Below are 24,856 nucleotides of genomic sequence, written 5' to 3'. Positions count from 1 at the left end.
ATATGTGTTATAGTTTCTTTTTAATTTCGATTATTTGTTTAGCTAGCTCAGTACCTATTTTCTCTTGTGCGTCAACAGTATTTCCGCCGAGGTGAGGGGAGAGAGAAAGGTTGGGATTCATTAATAGTATCAATTCCGGAGCCGGTTCGTTTTCAAAAACATCCAATGCTGCTCCTGCTACTTTACCGGATTCTATAAAATCAAGCAAAGTTACTTCATTGATTACTCCGCCTCTTGCTGTGTTAACGATATAAACTCCGTGTTTCATTTTTTCAAACTGAGGAGTATCAATAATATATTCTGTAGTTTGCGGAGTATTGATGCTTATAAAATCTGCATCTTTTAAAAACTCATCGGTGTTATTGGTAGAGGTAATTTCAAAATTAACTTTTTGTCCGTCAAAAAACTCTAAGGTTAAAACCTCTGTTCTTGGTTTTCTGGTAAGGACTTTTACTTTCATTCCTAAAGAAATCCCCATTTTTACCACTTCCTGCCCAATACTTCCGAATCCAATCACTCCTAAAGTTTTACCAGCCAGTTCATAAGCGTTGCTGAAAGACTTTTTCATTGCATTAAAATGAGTTTCTCCTTCTAAAGGCATCAGTCTGTTCGACTCATGTAAAAATCGGGCTAATGAAAAAAAGTGAGCAAAAACCAGCTCCGCAACAGATTTTGATGAAGCAGTAGGCGTATTAATGACATACAGTCCTTTCTCAATGGCATACTCTACATCAATATTATCCATTCCGATACCGCCTCTTCCTACGATTTTAAGATTGGGACAAGCGTCTATCAAGTCTTGTCTAACTTTGGTTGCGCTTCTTACCAAAAGCACATCTACATTATTTTCGTTGATGAAATTGATGACATGATCCTGAGCAACTCTGTTTTCGAGCAATTCAATTCCTGCATCTTTTAAAGCAATTTCTCCGGCTTTTGAAATTCCATCGTTAGCTAAAACTCTCATTTTTTATTTTAATTTTGATATATAAAACTGAATATTTAAAAAATATTTAATTGAAGCGCAAATTAAGAATTTTTAAAATAATGTTAATTATTTATCAGATTTAAGATTGATAATCCTATTTTATTGATCTCATCACATCTACAAGAACCTGTACACTTTCAATAGGCATAGCATTGTAGATACTTGCACGGTAACCTCCCAAACTTCTGTGACCATTCAGTCCGTTGATTGAGGCTGCTTTCCATGCTGCATCAAATTCTTCTTTCTTAGTTTCATCAAGCAGCTTAAAAGATATATTCATGAGAGAACGGTCTTCTTTCACACAAAAAGTCTCAAACAGAGGATTGGAATCAATTTCGTCGTAAAGCAATTTAGCTTTAGCTTCATTTCTAGCTTCTGCTGCTGCAATTCCGCCGTTGTTCTCAAGATATTGTAAAGTTAATAGAGATGCATATACCGGGAATACAGGAGGGGTATTCAACATAGATTCTTTACTGATATGCTGCGCATAATCAAAGTAAGAAGGAATATTTTCTCTTCCTGTTTTTTCGAGAATCTCTTTTTTAATTACGACTAAAGTTACTCCTGCAGGACCCATGTTTTTCTGAGCTCCGGCATATATCAAATCAAATTTTGAAAAATCAAGCTGTCTTGAAAAAATATCAGAACTCATATCACAAACCATCAATGTGTCCGTTTCCGGAAAGGTTTTCATCTGGGTTCCGTAAATTGTATTGTTGGAAGTGCAGTGAAAATAATCGTATTCAGCACCTACTTTATAATCTTTTGGTATAAATGAGTAATTTTCTTCCTTAGAAGAACCTACAATGTCCACATTTCCTACTTTCTTAGCTTCTTTAATGGCTCCTGCAGCCCATGTTCCGGTATCAAGATAAGCTGCTTTTCCGCCTACTTTCATCAGATTGTACGGAACCATGGCAAACTGAAGACTTGCTCCGCCGCCCAGATACAAAACTTCATATTCGTCGCCCAGATTCATCAGTCTTTTCACAATGGCACGAGCTTCATCCATTACCGCTACAAAATCTTTGCTTCTGTGAGATATTTCCAGAATAGATAAGCCAATTCCGTTAAAATCTAAAATAGCTGCTGCCGATTTTTCAAATACTTCCTGTGGTAAAATGCATGGTCCTGCACTGAAATTATGTTTTTTGCTCATTTTTGCTGTTTTTAAATTGCTTCTCACCTTAAGATCAGCATTTATTTATAATATATTTTGATTGTGATTTATCCGTAAAAATCAAAAAACCGTCTCATGTTGGATGAGACGGCAGTATTTATTCACCGTGTAAAAATGCTTTTTTATTCAGTAAGGCTTCCTCAGATTCTACATGATCTTCATCCGGAACACAGCAATCTACAGGGCAGACTGCGGCACACTGTGGCTCTTCGTGAAATCCTTTGCACTCAGTACATTTGTCTGTAACGATAAAGTAAACATCGTCACTTACAGGTTCCTGCGGTGAGTTGGCATCTACCGTAAGACCTGAAGGCAGAGTAACAATTCCTGAAAGTTCGGTACCGTCTGAAGCTTTCCAGTCTACTGCTCCTTCATAAATTGCATTATTGGGACATTCCGGTTCGCAGGCTCCGCAGTTAATGCACTCATCAGTTATTTTAATAGCCATCGCTAATTTTTTTTAAATTTGCACAAAATTACAAAATATTCCCCAATTTTGCAGTAATTATGAACAACGAAAAAAGAGTTTTAGGACTCAGCAGGCTAAGCCGGTATATCACAGACTTTTTAGCAAAAGAATCAGAGCTTTTTAACGATAATGATGCCGAATTTGAGGGTGTTTTAAAAAGATCTGAAATTGAAAACCCTTGGTTTACCATTGAAAATCAAAAGTATGCATTGAAGCAGTGGGCAGAATTGATGACGGTGGAAAATTTGAACAAATGGCTTGGTAATTATTCTCTTACCAAAACTTCCAAAAAAGTCGGACTTATTTTAGCAGGAAATATTCCGCTGGTTGGGTGGCATGATGTAATTTCGGTTATACTCAGCAACCATATTCCTCTGATAAAACTTTCATCAAAAGACAAACTGATGATTCCTTTTTTATTAAAGAAATGGAATGAGTTTTCTGAAGAACCCATTATTTTTGAGCTGGTGGAGAGACTCGAAAGTTTTGATGCAGTAATAGCTACAGGAAGTAACAACACGGCAAGATATCTTGAATTTTACTTTAAAAATCATCTCAATATTATCAGGAAAAACAGAACTTCTGTATCTGTTCTGAAAGGAGACGAAACCGAAACTGAACTAAAGCTTTTAGCTAAAGATATTTTCCAGTACTTTGGTTTGGGATGCAGAAATGTAACAAGAATTTTTATTCCCAAAGATTTTTTGATTGACAGATTATTTGAAAGCTTTATTGAATTTCAGGACGTGATTAACCACAATAAATACGCTAATAATTACGATTACAACAGAGCGATTTACCTTTTGAATCAGGATAAATTCTGGGATAATAATTTTGTAATGCTGAAGGAGGACGATAAATTATTCAGTCCGCTTTCTGTTATTAATTTCAGCAGATACGATTCTCTGGATGAAGTGAAAAGTTTTATCGCTGAAAACGAAGAAAATATTCAGTGTGTGGTAGCAAAAGATGAGCTCGGATTCAATTCAGTTTCTTTTGGTGAAGCGCAGAATCCAGGATTAGATACTTATGCTGATAATGTGGATACTATGAAATTTCTGGAGGTTATCTGATTTATTTTCATTAAATTTAGTCGGTTTTAAACATGATTTAGAATGAAAATATCAGGCATTATTGTTTTTTTACTGACAGTTTCTTTTTTTTCTGCACAGAATATAAAAATTCAAAAGGCAGATTTGCCAAAAGATAGAGTAGAAGCGTACAATCAATCGTTTTTTGATTTGGTTACTGCATTGAAAAAATCGGATAAAAATCAGGCAAGCCGCCTAATTTCTGATCAGCTAAAGGCAGATAACTCTGATCTTTTGGTTCAAAATCTTTCAGGAGGAATCAGTTTTGAAAGAAAAATGAAAATATATCAAACCGGAAATATTGAAATTGATGGTGCAATGTATCCTGCTGTTCAATACAAATATGAATCCGACTTATCGGTTTCACCAACAGATATAATTACTGTTGTATTTCAGAATGACGGAAAAATCAAAAAAATAATACCGTATTACAGCAAATAAAAATATAATATATAGATATGATGAATGATTCTTTGGTAACTTATTCTACAGATGTTGAAAAAGCTGAATTTTACAAAAAAACTTACCTGCACGTTGCTTTGGCAATTGTTGCATTTATTGCAGTAGAAACTATATTGCTAAACGTAGTTCCTGCCGAAATGATTTATATGATGGTAGGGCAGAGATACAGCTGGCTTTTGGTTTTGGGAGTTTTCTGGCTGGCTTCATTTTTAGCTACAAAATGGTCTCTTGCACAAAGCAGATCTACACAATATTTCGGATTGGGAGTTTATGTGCTGCTTCAGGCTATTATTTTTCTGCCGATGATGTATATGGCGATGGCGTATACAGGAGGCGGAGAGGTTATTTTTCAGGCAGCAACACTTACTGTAGCCATGTTTTCGGGAATATCTTTTATAGCGTTTACATCCAAAAAAGATTTTTCCTTCCTAAGAAACATTATTGCTATTGGAGGATTTATTGCTTTGGGATTGATCGTTGCCGGAATGATTTTCGGTTTCAACCTTGGGCTTTGGTTTTCTGTGGGAATGGTAATTCTTGCTTCTGCAACTATTTTGTATCAGACCAGCAAACTGAAGGATGCCTATTCGACAGACCAGTATGTAGGTGCTTCTTTACAGCTTTTTGCTTCAATTATGCTTTTGTTCTGGTATATCCTAAGAATTCTGATGAGCAGAAGAAGCTAGAATAATCAATAACTTTTTACATAAAAAATCCTGATATAAAGTATAAATATCAGGATCTTTTTTGAATTATTTTAGTGCTTTTGCCACCATTTTGCAGTCTGCAGATTTCAAATTTTGTCCGCTTTTGTAATCAATTTTCTTTTCATCGGCGTAGCGCATAATTCCATTTTCATCTTTCTGATTTCCAATACCTTCAATGAGAATATTGTCTTTCTGTATAAAGAAAATATCTCTTTTACTGGTCATTCCTTCAGAAGCAAATTCATAGGTAACTTTCAGAGTATCACCAGATTTGAAGCCGGATAATTCACCCTTAGAACTGTCTTTTTCAAAATTCTTGTAACTCATTTTACCCGATAAAGTTCCCAGATTATCATCTATGCTTACAAAAACGCTGTCTTTACCCGTAACACCCATATAGCAATAAGTTTTGGCGCCCAAGGTGTCAATTTGCTTTTCAGATTCGATTTCTGTATTGTTTGATAAGGAATCGCTGTTGGTTGTAGTATTTGCTGTATCGGTTTTTTTATTACAGTTAATTAAAAGAACAGATAAGATAGTGATTGCTGCAATTTTTTTCATAGATAGAATATTAATGTTTAAAAAATTTGAGTTTGAAATGTTATGTTAAATAAAATTCTGTTAGCTAAAATAGTAAAATGCATACAAATCGAAACAATTAATTGAAAATCTAATCGCTGAGAATCTCTTATAATTTTTTCCCGGAGATACTTTTAATTATTTAATATTAAAATCAAGTTCATATCATTTATTAATTGATAATTCAGTTTAACATAATAATACAATTGTAAAATTTGACACAATTGATAATTAATTATATACGTTATAAAAAGTCCTATAATTTATATTATGTTAAATAGAGTAATTTTCAGATTTTTATTTTCTTTTTCATAACTACATATTCTTACCCAAATAAAATCTTTCTAAAAGCCTTTGCAGCAAGGTGAACCTGTACTGCCCAATCATCAGCAGCGTCACTTCCGGCATCATCCGAAATGTATTTCAGACATAAGAAAGGAATATTTTCTTTCAAACAAATTAAAGCTAATGAATAAGCTTCCATATCTACAATATTGTATTCGGTGTTGATGTGATTCATTTCAAAATTGTCGCCGCTTCCGCAAATTCCTTCTGGAAGATGATTCATTTTTAATCCGTTGTCCAAAATTACAGGAATCCCTGAAAGCGGAGTTTCAAATTTTTTAAAACCCAAAGCCTGTGCATCCATATCTCTCTGAATAAACTGGGTACAACATACTACATCACCTTTTTCAAAGCCAATTCCTCCTGCCGAACCCAGATTTATAATCAGTTTAGGTCTGTTTTTCTGCAATTCTTTTGTAAGTTCAATAGCAGCATTTACCTTTCCGATGCCTGTTAACAGCTTTTGGGTATGATCAAATTCTTTTGCTGCTTCTGATTCTAAGGCAAATATGAACAGAATATCTTCTAAACTATAAGGAATATCGTTAATGTGTATCATTTTATATTATGTTAAATAGAACAGGATTCATCTTCACCGCAAGTTAATGTACCTGTGTTTTCTTCATATATTTCAGATTCTTTATATGTCTGTGTAAGAGCATTTACAAAAAAATCTGCGGGCTGAGCTCCCGAAATTCCGTATTTCCCATCAAGAATAAAGAACGGAACCCCTGAAATTCTGTTATCTTTTGCTTGTTTAATGTCCAACTGAATATCGTTTTCAAACTCATTGTTTTGCAGACAGTTCTGAATGTCTGTATCGCTGATTCCGACAGATTGTGCAATTTCTGTTAAGATATTAAAATTGCCCACATTTTTTCCATCAATGAAGTGTGCTTTAAATAACTCCTCTTTAACCTCATTAGTTTTGCTGTATTTTTTAGCTAAATGGAGAAGCTGATGTGCTTTGTAAGTATTGGTAATCAATGCATTTTCAAAATTAAAATCAATTCCAGAAGCTTTTCCCATCACAGCAACCTGCGCTGTCATTTGTTTAGCCTGCTCAACAGAAACTCCTTTTTTATTTCTAAAATATTCATTTGTTGTCATTGTTTCAGAAGAATCTAATGTAGGATCAAGCTGAAAGCTTTTCCATTCTATTTCTATCTGATCTTTAAAAGGTATTTCCTGTACTGCCTTTTCAAAATTTTTCTTTCCTATGTAACAGAACGGACACATAATGTCTGACCAAATCTCTACTTTCATTTTTTATTGATTTAATTGTTTTTTATAAATTTTATCAGCAAATAATACATGAGCCAATAATGCTGCTAATCCCATACTTACCCCGACAACACAGACTCCTTTCCATTCTGCATATTTCCATCCAACAGAAGCAAGATAAGTTCCGAGTGATCCGCCGATGAAATAAGATACCATGTATACTGTATTCAGGCGGTTTACGGCATTGGTTTTAAGTAAGAAATAATTGGTCTGATTCATTATATGATTAGACTGTACTCCTAAATCAATGAGAATCACTCCAACAATAAGTCCCCAATAAGTATCGCCTGCAAAATAACTGAACCCCCAACTTGCGGTTAAAATCAAGATAGAATATAGAATAATCCGGTTGATGCTCATTTTCTTTTGCAAGCCTCCCACTTTTGCGGCAGCCAAAGCTCCCACCGCTCCTGCGAGACCAAAACTTCCTGCCACGGAGGCTCCTGCTTCGAAAGGTGGTCTTTCTATGTGAAAAACAAGGGTGGTGAAAAGTGCGCACAAAGAACCAAATCCCATAGCTCCGCGAAATGATGATAATTGAAGAACCGGCTGGGTTTTAGCAAGTTTTATAACCGAATTCATAAGTTCAAAATAGGTTCCCTTGAAATTAGGCTGTATTTCAGGAAGCATTTTATACACAACAAACCATACCAAAAGCATAAGTGCCGCAGCAATTCCGTACATTGATCTCCATCCCCACATCTCTCCCACTATACCTCCCACAAATCTGGAAAGCAAAATTCCCATCAGCAAACCTGAAACGACCAATCCTATGTTAGCAGATTTTTGTGTTTCGGATGATAATTCTGCTGTAATAGGAACAAATAGCTGAGGAATAACAGAGGTAGTTCCTATAAGAAGACTTGCTACATATAACATCCATAAATCCGTTGCAAAAGTCATCCACAGAAGAGATAAAATCACCAGGATTAAATCTATAAGAATAAGTTTCTTTCGTAAAAATTTATCTCCTAAAGGAACTATCATAAGCAATCCAAAAGCATAACCCAGCTGAGTAAGTACGGAAATTTTTCCTGCTGCACTTTCTGTGACGTTCAGATCTTTTGAAATAAGCCCTAATAAAGGCTGATTGTAATAATTATTGGCTACGACAAGTCCGGAAATGATTGACATAAGCCAGATAATAGTCTTTGAAATTCCTTTTAGAGACGGATTTTGCATGAAATCTGCTTTGCTGTTTAAACCGAGTAAAGATAATGATTAAGGCAAAGATCAAAAAATAATTCAATATGTAAACGTGAATAGAACTAATCACTATTTTCAATTGGAAAGTTTGTTATCTTTGATAATTGAATATTTTATCTTTCTACTAATTTCAAGAAATATATATCAAATATACTGTTAATGATGTTAAAAAAAATTACTCTACTACTGCTTGCTTTAAGCATAAACATTTTTTATTCACAATTTAAAGAAAATTGGTATAAGATAGATAGTTTAATGACAATACAATCTCCCGTAAACTTCAATGGTGTTATTGTTATATCTCAAAAAGGAAAATCTGTTTATACTAAAGTTTCAGGTTATTCTGATCCTGAAAGTAAAACCCCTCTTAAACTGAATGATCGGTTTGAAATTATGTCAAATACTAAACAAATAACTTCAGTTCTTATTTTACAGCAAGTAGAGAAAGGCAAAATAAAATTACAGTCTCCAATACATGAATATTTGCCTGATTTGAAACAAAAATGGGCAGATTCTGTCACAGTTCATCAACTTCTCAATCATACTCATGGAATTGTTGATTTAGATAAACCTCTGATTTTCAAATCTGGGAGTGATTTTAAATACGGAAATATCTCCAATATTCTTTTAGGCAAAATTTTATACAACGTAACAGGTAAGACCTACAGACAGTTGGCAGAAAAATTATTTAAAAAGCTCAGAATGAATGATACTTATTTATATTCTGAAAAATATAAAAACTCTTTATCAGGCTTCATTATTAGAAAAGATCTAATAACAAAAGTGGGAAATTCAATGATCAATGAAGAAAACCTTGCAGCTGACGGAGTTGTTACCACAGCACAAGATCTGGTTATTTGGAATGATCATCTTCATAAAGGCAAACTATTGAGTAATAATACTTATAAACAAATGATTTATCCTTCTGTGATGTCTCAGCATGATGTTTTTGGTCAAAATAAAAACGGTTACGGCTACAACATCAGAACGGTTGATTCAGAAGGTATAAAATATTTCGGACATACTGGTCTCGGCGACGGATTTTCTTCTCTGAATATTTATATTCCTCAATACGATATAAGTCTTATAGTGCTGGAAAATCAAATGAATGAAGAAAGTGAATTTTATTATTATTTTGAAAAGAAAATCAAAAATATTGTTCTAAAAAATATTATATCACAAAGATGAAATTTCACATATATTTTTGCTCCTTTTTTATCATACTCTGTTCACATTATCAAGCACAGGAAATGCCTTCAATAAAGTATAATCAGGCTGAAATATTTCATAATGCAAGTTATGATAATGATACGCTTTATATCAAAATCCAAAACCCTCTCCATTGTCCTATAAGGGTTAAATTTTTTTCTGAATATCTGAAAATCGAAATACAATAAACGATACTTTGAGAATTTTTATTCATGATAAATCAGAATATGAAATTAAATTTTTTATACAGAATTTAGATACAAAAAAATTTGGTTATACCTACTTTTAAACTTTAGGTGATGAGAATAAAAAAATAACGAAAATACTGCTTGCACTTCCCTTTCCTAAAGGCAAAACATATAAAATAATTCAGGGTAATAAAGGAAGTTTTAGTCACAATACAAATTATTCAAAATACGCAGTAGATATTGATTTGAAAGTTGGCGATACAATTACAAGTGCAAATGATGGTTTTGTTGTAGGTGTTGTTAAAGACTATGAATTTGGAAAAAATGATAAAAAATGGCAAGATTTTGCCAATTTTATTACTATTTATCATCCTCAAAACGGTTTTTTCACACAATATGTTCACTTAAAGAAACACGGAAGTTTGTTAAAAGTCGGGGATTATGTAAAACGAGGTCAGCCAATCGGGTTGAGTGGTGCAACAGGTTATTTAGACGGAGAACATCTGCACTTTAATGTCTTAGTTCCTTATAAAAATGGAACACTAATTTCTATTCCGTTTGATTTTGAAGGCAAAATTTATTCTGAAGCTCTCTTAAGAAATCAGAAAATTAAACATAAAAGATGATCTGTATCTTAAAATTTAACAATCAGTCATAAAAAACATTAATTTTTACACAGATTTTAAATTTATATATATCTTCGAAAAAAAATAATTGATGAAAAAAATGATAAAGACAATCTATTTTTTCCTTTTGCTGTTCACTGCAGCGAATTATGGTTTCAGTCAATCTAATCAGTTCATTTATGAATACCGCTTCAAGAGTGATTCTTTACATCGGGATCAATCTGATAAAGAAAACATGGTGTTGCAAATTTCACCTCACGGTTCAATATGTTACAGTCAGGTAAAAGCAGTTTATGATTCTGTAATGAATGCTACCTTTAAGAAAGCTGTTTTTTCTCAGCAGAGTCATTACGATTTCACAAAATTAAAATCAGCAAAAGTAAAATGGGAAGTTGTTAAAAAATATCCAAGTTATAAGTCAGTTCTTAAAACCAATATCGGTAATACAAGGCTTGCTCTCCATAACGAAGAGATATTAAGCTGGAAAATCAGTAGTGAGAAAGATGAGATTCTTGGTTACAAAGTTCAGAAAGCAACTGCATTTTGGAGAGGAAGAAACTGGACTGCATGGTTTACGCAAGAAATACCATTACAGGACGGACCTTATGAATTTTCAGGACTTCCGGGCTTAATATTAAAAATTGAAGATTCTAAAACAGATCATTCTTTCACACTTATTGCAAGCAGGACAAACTCCGGTGAAAATAAATCTGATCTTTTAATAAATGAAAAAGAAATAGAAGTGACAGAAGAGAAATTCAGAAAACTTTGGACTGATTATAAAAGAGATCCTGTGAAAGATATGAGACAAACAATAAACTCCCCAACAGGAAATATTGTTGCCACAATAACTTTTGATGGTAAAACCTACTCAAATGATGAAATACTGAAAGCTTCCGAAAAAAAAGCCAGAGAAGAAATAGAAAAAAATAATAATTTTATAGGGCTTGATCTTTATAGATAGATAATTATAAACACAGATATACCGTCTGTGTTTTTTATTTTTCTGATTAAAAATGATTCATTAACAGGGTTTGGTGTAAAAATAGATAAGATTTAAAAAAAATCAACCTAAATCATTCTGATATGGATCAAAAAAATAATTTAGAAAAAAGAAGTCTCAGAGGCAAAACAGTTGTAGTTACAGGAGGAAGCAGCGGTGTTGGAAGAGCAACCGTAGAAGCCTTTGCTCTTGAAGGCTGTAATGTTGTCATTGCAGCAAGAGGACAAAAAGCCTTGGACGAAACTTTACAACTGTGTAAAGATCTTGAAGTAAATGCTATAGCAGTTTCTACCGATGTATCGGTTTCATCGGAAGTAGAAAATCTTGTGAAAGAAGCTGTAAACCAATTCGGAAGAATAGATATCTGGGTAAATAATGCAGGAGTAATGGCAAGCGGAAAATTTGATGAGATCCCCATGGAAATTCATGAGCAGGTCATAAAAACCAATCTTTTCGGATATATGAATGGGGCTTATCATGTTTTAAAATTGTTTAAAGAACAGACAGAAGGAATTTTAATCAACAATATATCAATTGGCGGATTTATGCCGGCTCCGTATAGTGCAGTATATTCTTCAACAAAATTCGGAATTCGCGGGATGATGGAATGTCTGCACGGTGAGGTTTCAGAATTTAAAAATATTCATATTTCCAATCTTTATCCGCAGATTCAGAGATCTACCGGAAATATGCATTCGGCAAAATATTCAGGATTAGATTTCAAAATTCCACCATTCGCAGCTGATCCCAGAGATACGGCAGAAAAAATAGTACAGCTTGCAAAAGATCCCAAAAAAGATTTCTTTCCGGATTTTACTTCGTGGCTTCTGACCAGTGTCTATAAATTATTTCCAAAAACAATTATAAATACAGCTTCCGCAGGAATGCGCATAATGATGAAACTTAAAAACGCACCTAATGATCCAGGTAATGTATTGGAGGAATCTTCATTGCCTCACAGAATTTATGGAGAGACTTCATTGCCTGTTCCGGGTAAAAAAACTAAGATTGCCATGCTTACAGGATTAGGTTTAGGATTGGCTTTTATGGTAATTAAAGCAAAATCTTCCAAAAAAGGCTGAAGTTTTCCAAATGGATAATTAATTTAAAATCAGATTTTTAAAATGTTCTGATTTTTTTATTGTATATTATCATAGCTAAATGTTTCTCTTTATTGATGACTTATTTTTGGTGTTACAATATAAATCTTAAATTTGTAGCTTTAGGTTTTATCAGAAATGAATTCAAAGGAACAGTTTATCAGTAAATCAATAGAAGCAAAAGAAGTTTACCTTCCTCACCTTTCAGCCGATCCGGTTATTTTCGGATTTGATCAAAATGAGCTAAAAGTGCTTCTTATTAAAATGAATTACCGAAAAAAATGGTTTTTACCGGGCGGATTTATTGATAAAAATCTGGATCTTGACGATGCGATTAAAAAAATTCTTGAGGAAAGAGCCGGTCTTACGGATATTTTTGTCGAAGAATTCGGTGTTTTTGGTAAAATCAACAGAAGCGAATCTTATTTTGAAGATTTTGACGAAACACTTTTCCAGAAGCAGCGTTTTATAACGATTGGATATTATGCATTATACAATCCTGAAAAAATACATCCTATTCCTGATGAGTTTACTGAAGCCTGTGAATGGTTTTATCTAAGCCAGCTCAACGAAATAGATCTGGGAATGGATCATAGGGAAATTATTGAAAAAGCTTTGCTTACATTGCGTGAAAAAATTTCAATTAAACCTATCGGATATAATCTTTTGCCGGAAAAGTTTACTTTAACGGAGCTACAGAAACTTTATGAAGCAATTTTGGGAAAAGAACTTAACAGAGGAAATTTTTACAGAAAAATTAAAAATCTGGGAATTCTTAATAAACTTGACGAGCAGAGAAGAGGTGGTGCTCATAAAGCTCCGGATCTCTATTCTTTTGATGAAGAAAAATATACTGCTGCCCTGAAAAACGGGCTCAATAGCTGGTAAAAAAACCGTCTTGTAGTTACAGGACGGCTTTTTTGTATTTTTTTTGTCTGAGATTGTCATTAAACTTTCATAATCTCAGCTTCCTTCACTTTCAGGTGGTCATCACAAAGTTTTACATATTTATCTGTAAGTACCTGAATGTCTGCTTCGATGTTTTTGATAAGATCTTCAGAAACTCCATCTAATTTTTTAAGCTCTTTCAAGCCATTTTGTCTCGCATTTCTTACAACAATTTTGGTGTCCTCTGTTTCTGCTTTAGCCTGTTTTGCCAGGTCTTTTCTTCTTTCTTCAGTCAAAGGAGGAACATTAAGAATGATGTTTTCACCATTATTTGAAGGGGCAAATCCTAAATTTGAATTAATAATTGCTTTTTCAATTGCTCCGATCGCAGTTCTGTCCCAAGGCTGAATAGAAATTGTCATGGCATCCGGTACAGATACGTTGGCAACCTGATTGATAGGTGTAGGCGCTCCGTAATATTCTACCATTACATCCTGCACCATTGTTGTAGATGCTCTGCCGGCTCTGATTTTTTGAAATGCATGATCCAAATGTTTGATGGCAGAATCCATATCCTGCTTTACAGATTCTACGATAAGATCTAATTCTTCCATTATATAATAAAAATTTGATAAATTACACATTTATTAAAGATTCAAGTTAAAAGATATAAAGATATAAGTGAAAGCTGATTAATTAAAGGTCAGACATCCCTATTTTTACTTTGCTCCTTTCTTTTTACTTTGATCTACAAATCAACTAATGTTCCAATATTTTCGCCTTCAACAATTTTAAGAAGGTTTCCTTCTTTGTTCATATCAAAAACAATAATTGGAAGTTTGTTTTCGTGACTCAATGTAAAGGCAGTCATATCCATCACCTTAAGATTTTTTTCATACACTTCATCAAAAGTTAACGAGTTGTATTTTACCGCATTTACATTTTTCTCAGGATCACTGTCGTATATACCGTCAACTCTTGTTCCTTTCAAAATTACATCTGCATCAATTTCTATAGCTCTTAAAGTTGCTGCCGTATCTGTTGTGAAATAAGGATTTCCCGTACCCGCACCAAAAATAACTACCCTGCCCTTTTCAAGGTGTCTTACAGCTCTTCTTTTGATAAAAGGCTCTGCAACCTTATCCATTTCTATAGCAGACTGAAGCCTTGTTTTAATGCCTGCATCTTCCAAAGCTCCCTGCAATGCCATTCCATTGATTACAGTTGCAAGCATTCCCATATAATCTCCCTGAACCCTGTCCATCCCTTTTGCTGCTCCGGCTACACCACGGAAAATATTTCCGCCTCCGATTACAATGGCAATTTCACAACCTTTATCAGCAACTTTTTTTATTTCCTGTGCATACTCCATTAGTCGGTCGTTATCAATACCATATTGTCTGCTGCCCATTAAAGCTTCACCGCTCAGTTTAAGAAGGATTCTTTTATATTTCATTTTAAATTTTAATAAATTTATTTCAGAATAATTGGTCTGAAAAATTAACTCTGCAAATATAATCATTATAAATATTGAAAAAAGAAAAATATTTGTAGATAAATATTGACAGAAATATTTTGATAAGTAGCAAAAAGAATTATTTTTGCATTAATTATATACTGATTTGAAGAAATTATTATTATTTCCACTATTTCTTTCAGGAATTGTTTCGTTTGCTCAGAACGGGACAAACGTTTATCCTTTTCTGAATATTCCTGTTTCTGCAAGACAGGCAGCTCTTGGCGGTGATGTGATCAGCATAAGAGATAAAGATGTCACCTTTGCTATTGCCAATCCTGCGTTACTGAATAAGGAATCGCATAATCAGCTTTCAGTAAATGCTGCAGCATATCTTGCCGACACAAAATACGGAACTATTGCATACGCAAGAGATCTGGATAATGGTCACATGGTGACGATCAATGGAAGATACATGAATTACGGAAATATTCCCCGAACTGATGAAAGCGGTTTTGAAATGGGCGATTTCACTGCTTCAGATGTTTCCGTAGGTGCAGGATACGCCTATCAGTTTGAGGAAGACTGGACGATCGGAGGAGGTCTTAATTTTATCACATCAAAAATAGACACTTATACATCTTCTGCTATTGCAGGAACTGCCGGAATTACTTATCATAATAAAATCAACAAAGAGGTAGCATCAGTTGTTTTCAGAAACTTCGGGTATCAGCTAAGCTCTTTCAATGGAGTAAGAGAAAAACTTCCTTTCAGAATAGATTTAGGGTACACAAAAATTTTAAAGAATTTTCCTCTTGCCGTAACAATTACCGCTCATGATTTGCAGCAGTTTGATATTTCTTCAGATTACAATATCAATGAGCAGGAAGTTGGCATTGGAAGAAAAATAGCAGATCACTTCTCTGTAGGAGCAGAGCTTTTTCCTGAGAAAGGATTCAATATCAGACTTGGCTACAACGTAAGAAGAGGAAGCGAACTTGCCGTATTGGATCAGCGAAATTTCTCAGGTATTTCCGGAGGATTTGGTCTGAAGATATCAAGATTCCGTATAGATTATGCACATGTACGCTATCATAATGCTTCTAATGTTAATCAGGTTGGTATTTCTGTGGATTTGAATACCCGTCACGGAGAATAAAAATAGATTCATGTCTGTATTCTTGATTTTTTCATAAAATTTCTTGAAATTTGTATTATGAAAAAACCAGTAATTGCTATTGACGGCTACTCATCTACAGGAAAAAGTTCAATATCAAAAATCATTGCCGAAAAACTTGGAATCGTACATTTAGATACCGGTGCTTTGTACCGTGGTATTACATGGTTTGCTCTTCAGAACTGCACAGATAAAGATGGCAATATCAGTTTGCAGAAGCTTTATGATTCTTTTCCGATCATCAGTCTTGAATTTAAAAGAGATGAAGATGAGCTGGTTTTATATGTCAACCAGATCAATGTTTCAAAAGAAATAAGGACGGCAGAAGTTTCCAATCATGTAAGTTTTATTGCGAAACAAAAAGAAGTAAGAGATTTTCTGCTTGAAACTCAAAGATCAATTGCAAGAAATGAAGGCGTTATTATGGATGGAAGAGATATTGGAACTGTTGTTTTGCCAAGTGCGGATTTTAAGTTTTTTCTTACTGCGAGTATTGAAGAGCGTACCAGAAGAAGATATGAAGAACTTCTCTCTTTAGGATTGGAAGCCGATATTGATCAGGTACGGAAAAATTTAATTGAAAGAGACCGTATAGACAGCGAAAGAGAAATTTCTCCGTTAAAAAAAGCCGATGATGCAATTGAGATAGATAATACCAATCTTTCAAAATCTCAGACGATTGAAAGCATTCTTTACCATTTAAAAAAAATTAACGATTTTTATTAATTATTAAAACTGATTGGTATATAAATTGTAACCTTATTTATCAAATACTATTATACTAACTATTAAAAAACAAAAAATGTCTAAAAAAAATAATACAGCAGGTATTTTGGCAGGACTTTTAGCAGGTGCTGCAGCAGGTGTCGTATTAGGAATGCTTTACGCTCCTGAAGAAGGAAAAGAAACTAGAAAAAAGATCAAAAATAAAGCTGAAGATCTTAAAGATCAGGCCAAGAATAAATACGGCGAAGTATCTGAAAAAATGAAAGGACAATATGAAAGCATTTCATCTACTTTCAAAGAAACAGCAAACAATGTTGCTCATACCGTAAAAGACGGATATGACAAATATAAAGATCAGATCGTATCAAAAACTACCGACATGGTAAAAGATGTTGAATCTGGATTGAACGATCTTAAAAATTAATATTTAATTTATATTAAATACATAGAAAAGGAACTTTGTAAATGAGTTCCTTTTTTTATAACTTTAAAAAATAAAAGGATGATCGAAACTATAAAAGAATACGCATCTAAAAGAATAGATCTGTTAAAAATTGAAGCGACAGAAAAATCTTCAATTTCAGCAGGTGTAATTGCCTATCTCGTTATTTTGCTGGTAGCTTTTGGCTTTTTTATCATTCTTTTCAATTTTGGTTTGGCATTTCTTATCGGTAAAGCACTCAATGACTATTCGCTGGGTTTTCTTATTATTGCAGGCTTTTATCTGCTCATCATGATTTTGGTGGTGGTTTTTAAGAAAAAAATTGTAAATATGGTCGCAGATAAAGTAATCCAATTTTTAAATCATTAAAATTATGGGAAGAAATTACAACAGCTTAGAAGAACTCAGGAGAAAAAAGAAACTTCTGAAAGAAGAAGTCAACGATCTTGAAGGACTTTTAACTTTCAAAAATACAAAAGAGAGTCTTAGTGCATTTACCAACGGGCTTACTGACCAGTATCTGAAAGAAAAAATAGATGAAAATGGCGAAGAAAAAACCGTTATCCGAAAAGATGTAATTGCGAAACAGATTACTTCCGAAGTAAAAGATCTTATTTTAAGCAAAAATACTGCAATGGGTATTGCTGGAAGCGCAATGAAAGGGGATGCTATGGATACTGTTTTGAAACTGGCAGTAACGGCATTTGTTGCTAATTATGCAAAGAAAAATATGAAAAGTTCTAACTGGAAGAAGAAGATTCTGGGTGCAGCCCTAATCTATGTTGCGCCGGTAGTTCTGAAATTTGTTCGTACAAAATTAGAAGCATATCAAAAAAGCAAAAGTGTATCCAGCATGGAACAATTGATATAAGTTTGGGAGTTGGAGAATCCTGACGTTTTACGTAATTGTTCTCCTGCTCTTTAACTTTAATTTAAACTCTAAAAAGCTGACCAAGAATTATTCCTGCTGCCATAGAAACATTGAGGCTTTCTGTAGATTGCGATTTCCCGAATCTCGGAATACTGATTTTCTTATGAAGTAAATTTTCAGTTTCGCTTCTGATTCCGTTACCTTCGTTTCCTAAAATTAAATTTATTTTTTGAGGTTTTTCAAAATGATAAATATTCTCCCCTTCCATATCTGTTCCGATATTGGAATTCTGAGTTGAGGAAAGATATTCTGTTAAATCACAGTACGCAATATTCACCCGTGTGAAAGATCCCATTGTAGCCTGAATGACTTTTGGGTTGTAAAAATCTACAGTATCCTCGCTACAGACAATCTGTTCTATGCCAAACCAATCAGCAAGCCTGATAATTGTTCCTAAATTTCCTGGATCCTGTATTCCGTCTAATACCAACTGGAAATTTTTTTCTTCAAATTTATTACTTTCCGGAAGCACACAAACAGCAACTGAATCTTTAGGATTTTTAAGGAAACTTATTTTTTTTAGTTCATTTTCAGATACCTGAGTAAACTTCACCTCTTCCGAAAGAAAATTGTTTACCTGTGTAGAAAATATTTCCCTAATTTTAAAGTTAGAATTAGGAAGTTCCATTATAGTTTTATTACCTTCAACCAAAAACAAGTTGTATTTTTGCCTGAACTTCTTTTTATCTAAAGATTGTAAAATTTTAATTATATGAGCGGTAAGCATTATAAGAATTCTCCTCAAAAGTATTATAAAATAATATCATTTGCAACATTTGTCGGATTACTTTATGCCTGTAGTACCACAAAGAAAGTTCCGGACGGAGAATATCTGCTTACACAAAACAATTTTGAGTTTGAAGACAAAAAACAGTTTTTCGATGAAGAATTAAAAGATTACGTACAGCAGAAGCCCAACAAAAAGCAGCTTCTTTTTTTACCGCTTGGCTTACTTTTTTATAATGCTGCCAATCCTAAGTATGATACACTCCTTAGTGAATATATGACCTATCCTAGCGAAATGAGAAATCAAAAACTTCGTGATTCTCTTTTCATTAAATACAATATGCAAAGCAGTGTAGGGAAAAGTCTTTTTATGGACAGGCTTTATCACAGCTGGGGAACTCCGCCTGTAATTCTTGATCAGACAAGAACGGAGAAAAGTGCAGAACAGATACAAAACAGAATGACATACAGAGGCTTTTGGGATGCTGAAGTAAAGTATAGTCACAAGCTGGATTCGGATGCTAAAAAAGCCAATGTAAATTATTCAATTAAACATAATGCTCCTACCTATATCAAAGAATATTATTACAATATTCCTGATGCGGGAATCAAAGGAGTTTTCAGGCAGAGACTTCATGAAAGCCTGGTAAGAAAAGGACAGATATTAGATCAGACCGTTTTAGAAAAAGAAATTTCCAGAATCAATGAGCTCATGCGTGATAATGGCTATTACAGATTTAACGCAGCTAATGACGAAGTTGGTTTCGTGGCAGATTCTCTCAAAAGTACAAAAGAGATTCCGCTCGTTCTGGAAATACATAAAGATTCTTTAGATAGACCTTACAAAAGAGCCACTTTTGGAAATATTGATGTTGCAATAGTCAATCGTCCTTCAGATTTTCCGAAACGTACGGTAAAAGACAGTCTTAGAAGAATAAGATTTCACAAAATAAACGATCAGTATAAAACTCCGTCTTTATGGAGAGCAATTATTGTTGACAGTGAGTCCCAATATGATCAGAAAAAGCTAGATCTTACCAAAAGAAATCTTTTAGCGATGAACAATTTCAGTATTCTGAAAGCAAGAGATTCTTTGCGACAAGGTGGTGTGAATGCTCCTAATGACAGTATTGTTGATGTTCTTTATGTATTAAAACCGCTGGATAAATACGAACTGAAAGTAGGAACAGACCTGAATTATTCTCAGCTTTTAAATTTTGGTATTTCGCCATCTGTTGATCTTACCACAAGAAATGTTTTTGGAGGTGCAGAAAACCTTACCACAAGTGTTGCGGGAACTTTCGGATCTATCAGAAACCCTAAAAATCTGGATAAAAGAATTTTAGCCTATGAATATTCTGCACAGGCATCATTGAGTTTTCCAAGATTATTGCTCCCTTTCAGCTATTATAAACTGATTCCTAAACGATACTCTCCTACTACATCTATAGTTTTGGGAGCATCAGTACAAAATAACATCGGACTGGGCAGAACTAACTTCAATACAGGATTAAATTACTTTGCGAATGTAAATGATCAGTCGTCTCACAGACTGACTTTATTTAATACTTTATTCAGTTTAACAAAAAATAAAGACAGTTACTACGATTTTTTCGTTAACGACAATATTATCAGGCAAACAGTTTTTGATGATTATTTTACTTATAATCCTCAGGCAAAACAGCAGTTCAATTCCGGAGCTTTGACGAGAGATCAGGTTTCTGAACAGATTTTAGCAGATGAAGGATATGTAAATACTTTAGACAAAAAAAGGGCTGAAGATTTATTATCTTTTTTGGGAACTCTTGTTAATAAAGACAGACAAACACAGGATGTTTTGATTTCATCAATGATTTATAATTTTATTTATAACGAAATTGGTAAAAAAGATTACCCTAATGCATTTTATTTCAACGGTAAAGTTGAATTGGCGGGAAATATTCCGAGTATTTTTAATCAAAGCAGAAATGACGGTGGTGGTGTGCTGCGAAGTCCTGAAAGAACGATTTTCGGAATTCCTTATGCACAGTTTGTAAAATTTGATTTTGATGTCAGAAAATATTTTAAATTCAACGGAAATCAGACTTTGGCACTTCGTCAGTTTATTGGTTTGGGTATTCCTTATGGCAACTCTTCCACAATGCCTTTTGTGAGATCATATTTCAACGGTGGAGCAAATGACATCCGTGCATGGATCGCTTTTGGAGGTCTTGGTCCGGGAGGATCTCAGATTGATGATAAAGTTCGTACTTATCTCATGGGAAATATAAAACTTACTACTAATATTGAGTACAGAATCCCATTTACGGAAATGTATGAAGGTGCAATTTTTACCGACATCGGAAACGTATGGAATACAGAAAATAACGGTTTTGATGATCAGTTTAAATTCAATCGTTTTATTCGCGAAATGGGTGTCGGAAGCGGACTTGGATTAAGGCTGAATATCGCTTATATTACTTTAAGAGTAGATTTGGCGTATAAAATATATGATCCTAACAAACCAGACGGAGAGAGATGGAGATTTAATAAATTTCAGCCATTAAAACCAACATTGAACATTGCTTTTGGATATCCTTTTTAATCTGGAGAAATTCCTAAGACAAAATAGACCACTGCCACTACCCTCGCCAGAATTTCACGGGACTGGTTTCGGTAGTAGCTTTCGGGTTTTGATACATCCTGCGCATCAAAACCCAATGCATTCATATTATTGTTTCTGGCGAAAAAGAGCGCTCTCAGATTGTGAAAACCTTGGGAAACAATGATTACGTTTTCCTTATTGTAGGTGTTTTTACAACGCAAAATACTTTTGTAGGTGTTGAATCCTTCAGGATCTTCAATGATAATATCTTCAGGAACACCTTCCTGATAAATAAGATAATTTTTCATTGCAGCAGGCTCATTATATCCCTTACTTTTTTCACCGCTTACAATTATTTTTTTAATTTTTCCGTGATGATAGAGAAGAGCGGTTGCATCCATTCTTTTTGTAAAATAAGGATTTGATAATCCTGAACGCATTCTGGGAGAAGTTCCCAAAACCAAAGCCACTTCGCGAGGAGGAATTTTTGATATTTTAGTGTACGTTCTTCCTCCCGTCAAGCCAAAAACCCATGCATTAGAAAGACATACCAAAAGAAAAACAATTTCTATGGATGAAATGATCAAACGGTATATGTTTCTGATGATTCTCAATTAAAATCAAAATTAAGCTTTATTTTCTGACTTTTGGCAATTGCCATGCAAGCTAAAATTTTTCCCTGAGCTTCTTCTCTTTCCGTTAAATATTCATTTTCCAGCAGCTCAACTTCACCTTCAAGCAAAGTACATTCGCAGCTCCCGCAAATGCCTGATTTACAGGAATACGGCAGCGGAAAATTTTTTGTAATAAGCTGTTGCAGAATTTTATTTCGGTTGTTTTCAAGATTAGCCTCGTAATGCTTACCAAAGAGCTTGAACTCTACTTTGATATCTTCAATAAGTGGAAATTCTTTTTCAACAGGATAAATATCATCATTAAATTCTTCAAATAATTCAAAATGAATATTTTTTTTTGGAATTCCGTGGTGGTAACAGGCATTTGCCAGAGATTTGATCATCTCTCCCTTCCCGCAGATTAAAACTTCATCTACAGCATCCCAGATAGTAGATTCTTCATCCGTGTCGTCAAGATGTAAAATCTGGTTGATAATTAAACCCAATTTTTTTTCGTCTAATCTTCCGAAGAAAAAATGATTATCCGGCTTCTCATGAGAATAAAAATAGAAAATCTGAAACCGCTCACCGTAAGTTTCGGCTAATTGATCAAGAATCTTTTTATAGGCAGTATCTTCAGCACTTTTATTACCAAAAAAAAGAAACAGTCTTGTTCTGGGTTCTTCATGAAGAATATTCTTGAAATGGCTTAAAATTGGAGTAATCCCGATTCCCGCCGCAAATCCAACAATCGTTCTGAATTCGCTTGGTTTTGAAACTAAAGTAAATCTTCCTGCCGGTTCGCTTACCAAAATTTCATCTCCTTCATGATAATCTTTGAAAAGATGTGAGGTTGCGCCGTTCTCGGAATTTATTTTGATGCCTAAAGCAATTGTATTTTCAAAAGGTGCGGATGTCATAGAATAATCATTAATGACTGTTTTACCCTGAAAATCTATTTTTACACTTACAAACTGACCGGCTTTAAATGAAAACTGATTTTGCAATTCCTCTGGAATGTCAAATTCCATAGAAAAAGTATTTTTGGTAAGTTGTTCCTTTTTCTTTATTTTTAGCCAATGAAACCTGATAAGTTTCCCTTTGTAGATTTGTTGTTCCATACTTCAATTCAAAAATAATAAAAAATAATCATGAAGCCAGCATTACTCTATTTTTCTCTGCGAAGAAAATTTTAGTAACGGCTATGTTTCCAAAGACAATTTATAAACAAAAAATTGAATATCAACGAATATTTTATAGAGATAAACTGTTGATATAATTTAAAATTTTAGAAATGAAAAAAATAATAGTTTCAGTTTTTTTAGCCACAGCATTGATGAGCTGTAAAAAAGAAAATGAGAAACTGCAGGAAGCTGATACAACAGAAGATTCCGCAGCAATCTCAACTATACCAGAAACTGAAAATCCAAAAGAACCGATTAAAGCTTTTTCGATACAGGAAATGAATGAATTTCTTCAGAAGAAAAACGACACACTTTATGTAACCAACTTTTTTGCAACCTGGTGCGGTCCTTGTGTAAGGGAAATTCCTCATTTTAAAAATAAAATACAGGAATTGAACGGGAAGCCTGTAAAAATTACTTTTGTAAGTTTAGACAGCAAAAGTGACTGGACTACCAAAGTGCCTCAGTTTACGGATGAACTGGGAATAAGAAACACTACTGTTTTGTTGGACGGTCAGCTTCTTGATGAAAATTTTTTCACATCCAATTTTAAACAATGGACGGGTTCTGCCATTCCTTTTACCTACATGCGAAAAGGTGATAAAACTGATGAAACTTTAGGAATGATCAGTGAACAGCAGCTGACTGATAAAATCAACTCTTTTTTGAAATAAATAAGAATTAGATTTTGTCATGTTAAATAAATTTGGAATCCTGTGTTTAATATTTGTCTTTGCAATTATTTTTGCATCAGCGATTAATCTGAATACAGGATTTTTAAGTTTAAGTTTTCATGATTTTTTCTTTGAATCTGCCAACAGTCAGATTGCTGAAATCCGCATAAATCGTGTGTTGGTTATGCTATTGGCAGGAATATCAATTCCTACTTCTGGATTTCTCATGCAGGAATATTTCCAGAATCCTTTGGCGGGACCGGATGTTCTAGGAATTACTTCCATCTCAAGTCTTACCGTAGCTTTTTATATTTTCTTTTCACAAAGTATACTTTTGCCTGAGTTTCTTCAGAACAGTTTTTTGAGTCTTTCTGCCATTGCCGGAAGTCTTATATTAATGCTTATACTTTTATCGGCTTCCAATAAATTTCAGGATAAATCTTATCTGATTATTTTTGGTTTTCTGGTGTCGGCTTTTGCAGGAGCAATTGTATCTCTGCTGCAGTTTTATGCAGAAAATCAAAGTCTTAAAAATTATATTCTTTGGTCTTTCGGAGCGAATAATATGGTAACGAGAAATCAGATTTATGTTCTATCAATATTAATATCTGCAGGGCTTTTCTTTTGTTTTAAAACAATAAAACCGTTGATTGGAAATTCGTTGGGAACTTCCTACGCACAAAGTCTGGGAGTTAACATGAATACACTCAAGATGCTGATCATTGTATCTTCTTCGCTTCTTTCTGCATCTGTTACAGCTTTTTTAGGTCCTATCCTGTTCATAGGAATTGTAGTACCTCATTTCTGCAGGCTCATTTATAATCCTTCAAAACTTTGGCAGCAATGGATTCTTAATATGTTTTTAGGAATGCTTATGATGCTTTTCTTTTCAATCATTGCTGAAAAAAGTCAGATTCCAATTAATGTAATCAGTTCAGTTTTCGGAATTCCGGTCATTTTGATGATGCTTTTAAGACAAAGCAAAGTTTAGGTTGAAAATTTTAATTAAATTACTTG

Annotated in this window: 28 protein-coding genes; 16 read left to right on the top strand and 12 right to left on the bottom strand. The window is 33.8% G+C overall.

The annotated features are described in order from the left end of the window. Positions 1–7: 7 nt before the first annotated feature. The 3 genes from FNE73_RS13485 to FNE73_RS13475 all read right to left on the bottom strand — a co-directional run bounded on the left by FNE73_RS13485 (position 8) and on the right by FNE73_RS13475 (position 2,616). On the bottom strand, positions 8–967 hold the full coding sequence (locus tag FNE73_RS13485; protein WP_143885100.1) for a D-2-hydroxyacid dehydrogenase: 960 nt from the start codon (positions 965–967) through the stop codon (positions 8–10). Positions 968–1,082: 115 nt separating this feature from the next. Next, positions 1,083–2,147, bottom strand: a complete 1,065-nt coding sequence (serC, locus tag FNE73_RS13480; RefSeq protein WP_143885099.1) for a 3-phosphoserine/phosphohydroxythreonine transaminase — start codon at positions 2,145–2,147, stop codon at positions 1,083–1,085. Between the two features lie 118 nt (positions 2,148–2,265). Then, on the bottom strand, positions 2,266–2,616 hold the full coding sequence (locus FNE73_RS13475) for a 4Fe-4S binding protein (RefSeq protein ID WP_089743945.1): 351 nt from the start codon (positions 2,614–2,616) through the stop codon (positions 2,266–2,268). Between the two features lie 59 nt (positions 2,617–2,675). Here FNE73_RS13475 and FNE73_RS13470 point away from each other — a divergent pair, with 59 nt between their 5' ends. From FNE73_RS13470 to FNE73_RS13460, 3 genes are read left to right on the top strand one after another with little or no spacing between them, the layout of a single operon-like run. Beyond that, positions 2,676–3,710 (top strand): acyl-CoA reductase, encoded by a 1,035-nt coding sequence (locus FNE73_RS13470; RefSeq protein WP_143885098.1) that lies wholly within the window; start codon positions 2,676–2,678, stop codon positions 3,708–3,710. Positions 3,711–3,752: 42 nt separating this feature from the next. After that, positions 3,753–4,169, top strand: a complete 417-nt coding sequence (locus FNE73_RS13465; protein ID WP_143885097.1) for a hypothetical protein — start codon at positions 3,753–3,755, stop codon at positions 4,167–4,169. Positions 4,170–4,186: 17 nt separating this feature from the next. Beyond that, a complete protein-coding gene (locus FNE73_RS13460) occupies positions 4,187–4,876 on the top strand; it encodes a Bax inhibitor-1/YccA family protein (protein ID WP_143885096.1) in 690 nt (229 codons plus the stop codon). A 66-nt stretch (positions 4,877–4,942) separates the two neighbouring features. On the opposite strand, the gene FNE73_RS13455 is transcribed toward FNE73_RS13460, so the two are convergent. From FNE73_RS13455 to FNE73_RS13440, 4 genes are all read right to left on the bottom strand, one after another. After that, positions 4,943–5,458, bottom strand: coding sequence for a hypothetical protein (locus FNE73_RS13455; RefSeq protein WP_143885095.1), 516 nt, complete (start codon positions 5,456–5,458; stop codon positions 4,943–4,945). 343 nt (positions 5,459–5,801) lie between these two features. Next, the gene (locus FNE73_RS13450) at positions 5,802–6,380 is read right to left on the bottom strand and encodes a 5'-methylthioadenosine/S-adenosylhomocysteine nucleosidase family protein (protein WP_143885094.1); all 579 of its coding nucleotides are present in this window, start codon (positions 6,378–6,380) and stop codon (positions 5,802–5,804) included. Positions 6,381–6,391: 11 nt separating this feature from the next. Then, positions 6,392–7,087, bottom strand: coding sequence for a DsbA family oxidoreductase (locus FNE73_RS13445; protein WP_143885093.1), 696 nt, complete (start codon positions 7,085–7,087; stop codon positions 6,392–6,394). A 3-nt stretch (positions 7,088–7,090) separates the two neighbouring features. Next, entirely contained in the window at positions 7,091–8,287 is a 1,197-nt protein-coding gene (locus FNE73_RS13440) for an MFS transporter (protein WP_143885092.1), read from the bottom strand. A gap of 279 nt (positions 8,288–8,566) precedes the next feature. Between FNE73_RS13440 and FNE73_RS13435 the strand changes: the two genes are divergently transcribed. The 5 genes from FNE73_RS13435 to FNE73_RS13415 all read left to right on the top strand — a co-directional run bounded on the left by FNE73_RS13435 (position 8,567) and on the right by FNE73_RS13415 (position 13,325). Next, the gene (locus FNE73_RS13435) at positions 8,567–9,499 is read left to right on the top strand and encodes a serine hydrolase domain-containing protein (RefSeq protein WP_228430108.1); all 933 of its coding nucleotides are present in this window, start codon (positions 8,567–8,569) and stop codon (positions 9,497–9,499) included. Positions 9,500–9,833: 334 nt separating this feature from the next. Then, positions 9,834–10,334, top strand: a complete 501-nt coding sequence (locus tag FNE73_RS13430; protein ID WP_143885090.1) for a M23 family metallopeptidase — start codon at positions 9,834–9,836, stop codon at positions 10,332–10,334. A 100-nt stretch (positions 10,335–10,434) separates the two neighbouring features. Beyond that, entirely contained in the window at positions 10,435–11,298 is an 864-nt protein-coding gene (locus FNE73_RS13425) for a GLPGLI family protein (protein WP_185147346.1), read from the top strand. Positions 11,299–11,420: 122 nt separating this feature from the next. Further along, positions 11,421–12,419 (top strand): SDR family NAD(P)-dependent oxidoreductase, encoded by a 999-nt coding sequence (locus FNE73_RS13420; protein WP_143885088.1) that lies wholly within the window; start codon positions 11,421–11,423, stop codon positions 12,417–12,419. Between the two features lie 156 nt (positions 12,420–12,575). Then, positions 12,576–13,325, top strand: a complete 750-nt coding sequence (locus FNE73_RS13415; RefSeq protein WP_143885087.1) for an NUDIX hydrolase — start codon at positions 12,576–12,578, stop codon at positions 13,323–13,325. Positions 13,326–13,384: 59 nt separating this feature from the next. Here the strand turns inward: FNE73_RS13415 and frr are convergent, their stop codons facing one another. Together frr and pyrH are read right to left on the bottom strand one after the other, a co-directional pair. Continuing rightward, complete coding sequence (gene frr, locus FNE73_RS13410) at positions 13,385–13,939, bottom strand: ribosome recycling factor (RefSeq protein ID WP_143885086.1); 555 nt, start codon at positions 13,937–13,939, stop codon at positions 13,385–13,387. Positions 13,940–14,073: 134 nt separating this feature from the next. Continuing rightward, positions 14,074–14,781 (bottom strand): UMP kinase, encoded by a 708-nt coding sequence (pyrH, locus tag FNE73_RS13405; protein ID WP_143885085.1) that lies wholly within the window; start codon positions 14,779–14,781, stop codon positions 14,074–14,076. Between the two features lie 166 nt (positions 14,782–14,947). On the opposite strand from pyrH, the gene porQ reads away from it, so the two are divergent. The 5 genes from porQ (at position 14,948) to FNE73_RS13380 (ending at position 17,997) form a co-directional block, all read left to right on the top strand. Continuing rightward, positions 14,948–15,940: a type IX secretion system protein PorQ gene (gene porQ / locus FNE73_RS13400; RefSeq protein WP_143885084.1), complete on the top strand. Its 993-nt coding sequence runs from the start codon at positions 14,948–14,950 to the stop codon at positions 15,938–15,940. Between the two features lie 57 nt (positions 15,941–15,997). Continuing rightward, entirely contained in the window at positions 15,998–16,684 is a 687-nt protein-coding gene (gene cmk, locus FNE73_RS13395) for a (d)CMP kinase (protein WP_143885083.1), read from the top strand. Positions 16,685–16,760: 76 nt separating this feature from the next. Further along, on the top strand, positions 16,761–17,108 hold the full coding sequence (locus tag FNE73_RS13390) for a YtxH domain-containing protein (protein ID WP_143885082.1): 348 nt from the start codon (positions 16,761–16,763) through the stop codon (positions 17,106–17,108). A gap of 78 nt (positions 17,109–17,186) precedes the next feature. Next, entirely contained in the window at positions 17,187–17,495 is a 309-nt protein-coding gene (locus FNE73_RS13385; RefSeq protein WP_143885081.1) for a phage holin family protein, read from the top strand. A 4-nt stretch (positions 17,496–17,499) separates the two neighbouring features. After that, positions 17,500–17,997 carry a phosphoribosyl-ATP pyrophosphatase gene (locus FNE73_RS13380; protein ID WP_143885080.1) on the top strand — a complete coding sequence of 166 codons (498 nt, stop codon included), beginning with the start codon at positions 17,500–17,502 and terminating at the stop codon, positions 17,995–17,997. Positions 17,998–18,058: 61 nt separating this feature from the next. Here FNE73_RS13380 and FNE73_RS13375 read toward each other — a convergent pair whose 3' ends face one another. After that, complete coding sequence (locus FNE73_RS13375) at positions 18,059–18,784, bottom strand: TrmH family RNA methyltransferase (protein ID WP_143885079.1); 726 nt, start codon at positions 18,782–18,784, stop codon at positions 18,059–18,061. Between FNE73_RS13375 and tamL the strand changes: the two genes are divergently transcribed. Beyond that, positions 18,770–21,367 carry a translocation and assembly module lipoprotein TamL gene (gene tamL, locus FNE73_RS13370; protein WP_143885078.1) on the top strand — a complete coding sequence of 866 codons (2,598 nt, stop codon included), beginning with the start codon at positions 18,770–18,772 and terminating at the stop codon, positions 21,365–21,367. The two genes, FNE73_RS13375 and tamL, sit on opposite strands and share 15 nt — an antisense overlap. Here the strand turns inward: tamL and FNE73_RS13365 are convergent. Both FNE73_RS13365 and FNE73_RS13360 read right to left on the bottom strand, forming a co-directional pair. After that, complete coding sequence (locus tag FNE73_RS13365; RefSeq protein ID WP_376747121.1) at positions 21,364–21,954, bottom strand: SanA/YdcF family protein; 591 nt, start codon at positions 21,952–21,954, stop codon at positions 21,364–21,366. The two genes, tamL and FNE73_RS13365, sit on opposite strands and share 4 nt — an antisense overlap. A gap of 23 nt (positions 21,955–21,977) precedes the next feature. Beyond that, positions 21,978–23,102: a ferredoxin--NADP reductase gene (locus tag FNE73_RS13360; RefSeq protein ID WP_143885076.1), complete on the bottom strand. Its 1,125-nt coding sequence runs from the start codon at positions 23,100–23,102 to the stop codon at positions 21,978–21,980. A 173-nt stretch (positions 23,103–23,275) separates the two neighbouring features. Between FNE73_RS13360 and FNE73_RS13355 the strand changes: the two genes are divergently transcribed. Further along, positions 23,276–23,839 (top strand): TlpA family protein disulfide reductase, encoded by a 564-nt coding sequence (locus FNE73_RS13355; protein ID WP_143885075.1) that lies wholly within the window; start codon positions 23,276–23,278, stop codon positions 23,837–23,839. A 19-nt stretch (positions 23,840–23,858) separates the two neighbouring features. Further along, positions 23,859–24,830 carry an iron ABC transporter permease gene (locus tag FNE73_RS13350; protein WP_143885074.1) on the top strand — a complete coding sequence of 324 codons (972 nt, stop codon included), beginning with the start codon at positions 23,859–23,861 and terminating at the stop codon, positions 24,828–24,830. Positions 24,831–24,856: the final 26 nt, after the last annotated feature.

It is taken from the genome of Chryseobacterium binzhouense, from assembly GCF_007474545.1.
GTDB classification, from domain to species: domain Bacteria; phylum Bacteroidota; class Bacteroidia; order Flavobacteriales; family Weeksellaceae; genus Chryseobacterium; species Chryseobacterium binzhouense.
Note: the sequence above shows the minus strand (reverse complement) of the source record. Positions and strands in the feature narration are given on the sequence as shown.

Bases quoted from the DNA above. Each gene is read 5' to 3' on its own strand.
- FNE73_RS13485 (WP_143885100.1), bottom strand. From the start codon at position 967: ATGAGAGTTTTAGCTAACGATGGAATTTCAAAAGCCGGAGAAATTGCT.
- serC (WP_143885099.1), bottom strand. From the start codon at position 2,147: ATGAGCAAAAAACATAATTTCAGTGCAGGACCATGCATTTTACCACAG.
- FNE73_RS13475 (WP_089743945.1), bottom strand. From the start codon at position 2,616: ATGGCTATTAAAATAACTGATGAGTGCATTAACTGCGGAGCCTGCGAA.
- FNE73_RS13470 (WP_143885098.1), top strand. From the start codon at position 2,676: ATGAACAACGAAAAAAGAGTTTTAGGACTCAGCAGGCTAAGCCGGTAT.
- FNE73_RS13465 (WP_143885097.1), top strand. From the start codon at position 3,753: ATGAAAATATCAGGCATTATTGTTTTTTTACTGACAGTTTCTTTTTTT.
- FNE73_RS13460 (WP_143885096.1), top strand. From the start codon at position 4,187: ATGATGAATGATTCTTTGGTAACTTATTCTACAGATGTTGAAAAAGCT.
- FNE73_RS13455 (WP_143885095.1), bottom strand. From the start codon at position 5,458: ATGAAAAAAATTGCAGCAATCACTATCTTATCTGTTCTTTTAATTAAC.
- FNE73_RS13450 (WP_143885094.1), bottom strand. From the start codon at position 6,380: ATGATACACATTAACGATATTCCTTATAGTTTAGAAGATATTCTGTTC.
- FNE73_RS13445 (WP_143885093.1), bottom strand. From the start codon at position 7,087: ATGAAAGTAGAGATTTGGTCAGACATTATGTGTCCGTTCTGTTACATA.
- FNE73_RS13440 (WP_143885092.1), bottom strand. From the start codon at position 8,287: ATGCAAAATCCGTCTCTAAAAGGAATTTCAAAGACTATTATCTGGCTT.
- FNE73_RS13435 (WP_228430108.1), top strand. From the start codon at position 8,567: ATGACAATACAATCTCCCGTAAACTTCAATGGTGTTATTGTTATATCT.
- FNE73_RS13425 (WP_185147346.1), top strand. From the start codon at position 10,435: ATGATAAAGACAATCTATTTTTTCCTTTTGCTGTTCACTGCAGCGAAT.
- FNE73_RS13420 (WP_143885088.1), top strand. From the start codon at position 11,421: ATGGATCAAAAAAATAATTTAGAAAAAAGAAGTCTCAGAGGCAAAACA.
- FNE73_RS13415 (WP_143885087.1), top strand. From the start codon at position 12,576: ATGAATTCAAAGGAACAGTTTATCAGTAAATCAATAGAAGCAAAAGAA.
- frr (WP_143885086.1), bottom strand. From the start codon at position 13,939: ATGGAAGAATTAGATCTTATCGTAGAATCTGTAAAGCAGGATATGGAT.
- pyrH (WP_143885085.1), bottom strand. From the start codon at position 14,781: ATGAAATATAAAAGAATCCTTCTTAAACTGAGCGGTGAAGCTTTAATG.
- cmk (WP_143885083.1), top strand. From the start codon at position 15,998: ATGAAAAAACCAGTAATTGCTATTGACGGCTACTCATCTACAGGAAAA.
- FNE73_RS13390 (WP_143885082.1), top strand. From the start codon at position 16,761: ATGTCTAAAAAAAATAATACAGCAGGTATTTTGGCAGGACTTTTAGCA.
- FNE73_RS13385 (WP_143885081.1), top strand. From the start codon at position 17,187: ATGATCGAAACTATAAAAGAATACGCATCTAAAAGAATAGATCTGTTA.
- FNE73_RS13380 (WP_143885080.1), top strand. From the start codon at position 17,500: ATGGGAAGAAATTACAACAGCTTAGAAGAACTCAGGAGAAAAAAGAAA.
- tamL (WP_143885078.1), top strand. From the start codon at position 18,770: ATGAGCGGTAAGCATTATAAGAATTCTCCTCAAAAGTATTATAAAATA.
- FNE73_RS13375 (WP_143885079.1), bottom strand. From the start codon at position 18,784: ATGCTTACCGCTCATATAATTAAAATTTTACAATCTTTAGATAAAAAG.
- FNE73_RS13360 (WP_143885076.1), bottom strand. From the start codon at position 23,102: ATGGAACAACAAATCTACAAAGGGAAACTTATCAGGTTTCATTGGCTA.
- FNE73_RS13355 (WP_143885075.1), top strand. From the start codon at position 23,276: ATGAAAAAAATAATAGTTTCAGTTTTTTTAGCCACAGCATTGATGAGC.
- FNE73_RS13350 (WP_143885074.1), top strand. From the start codon at position 23,859: ATGTTAAATAAATTTGGAATCCTGTGTTTAATATTTGTCTTTGCAATT.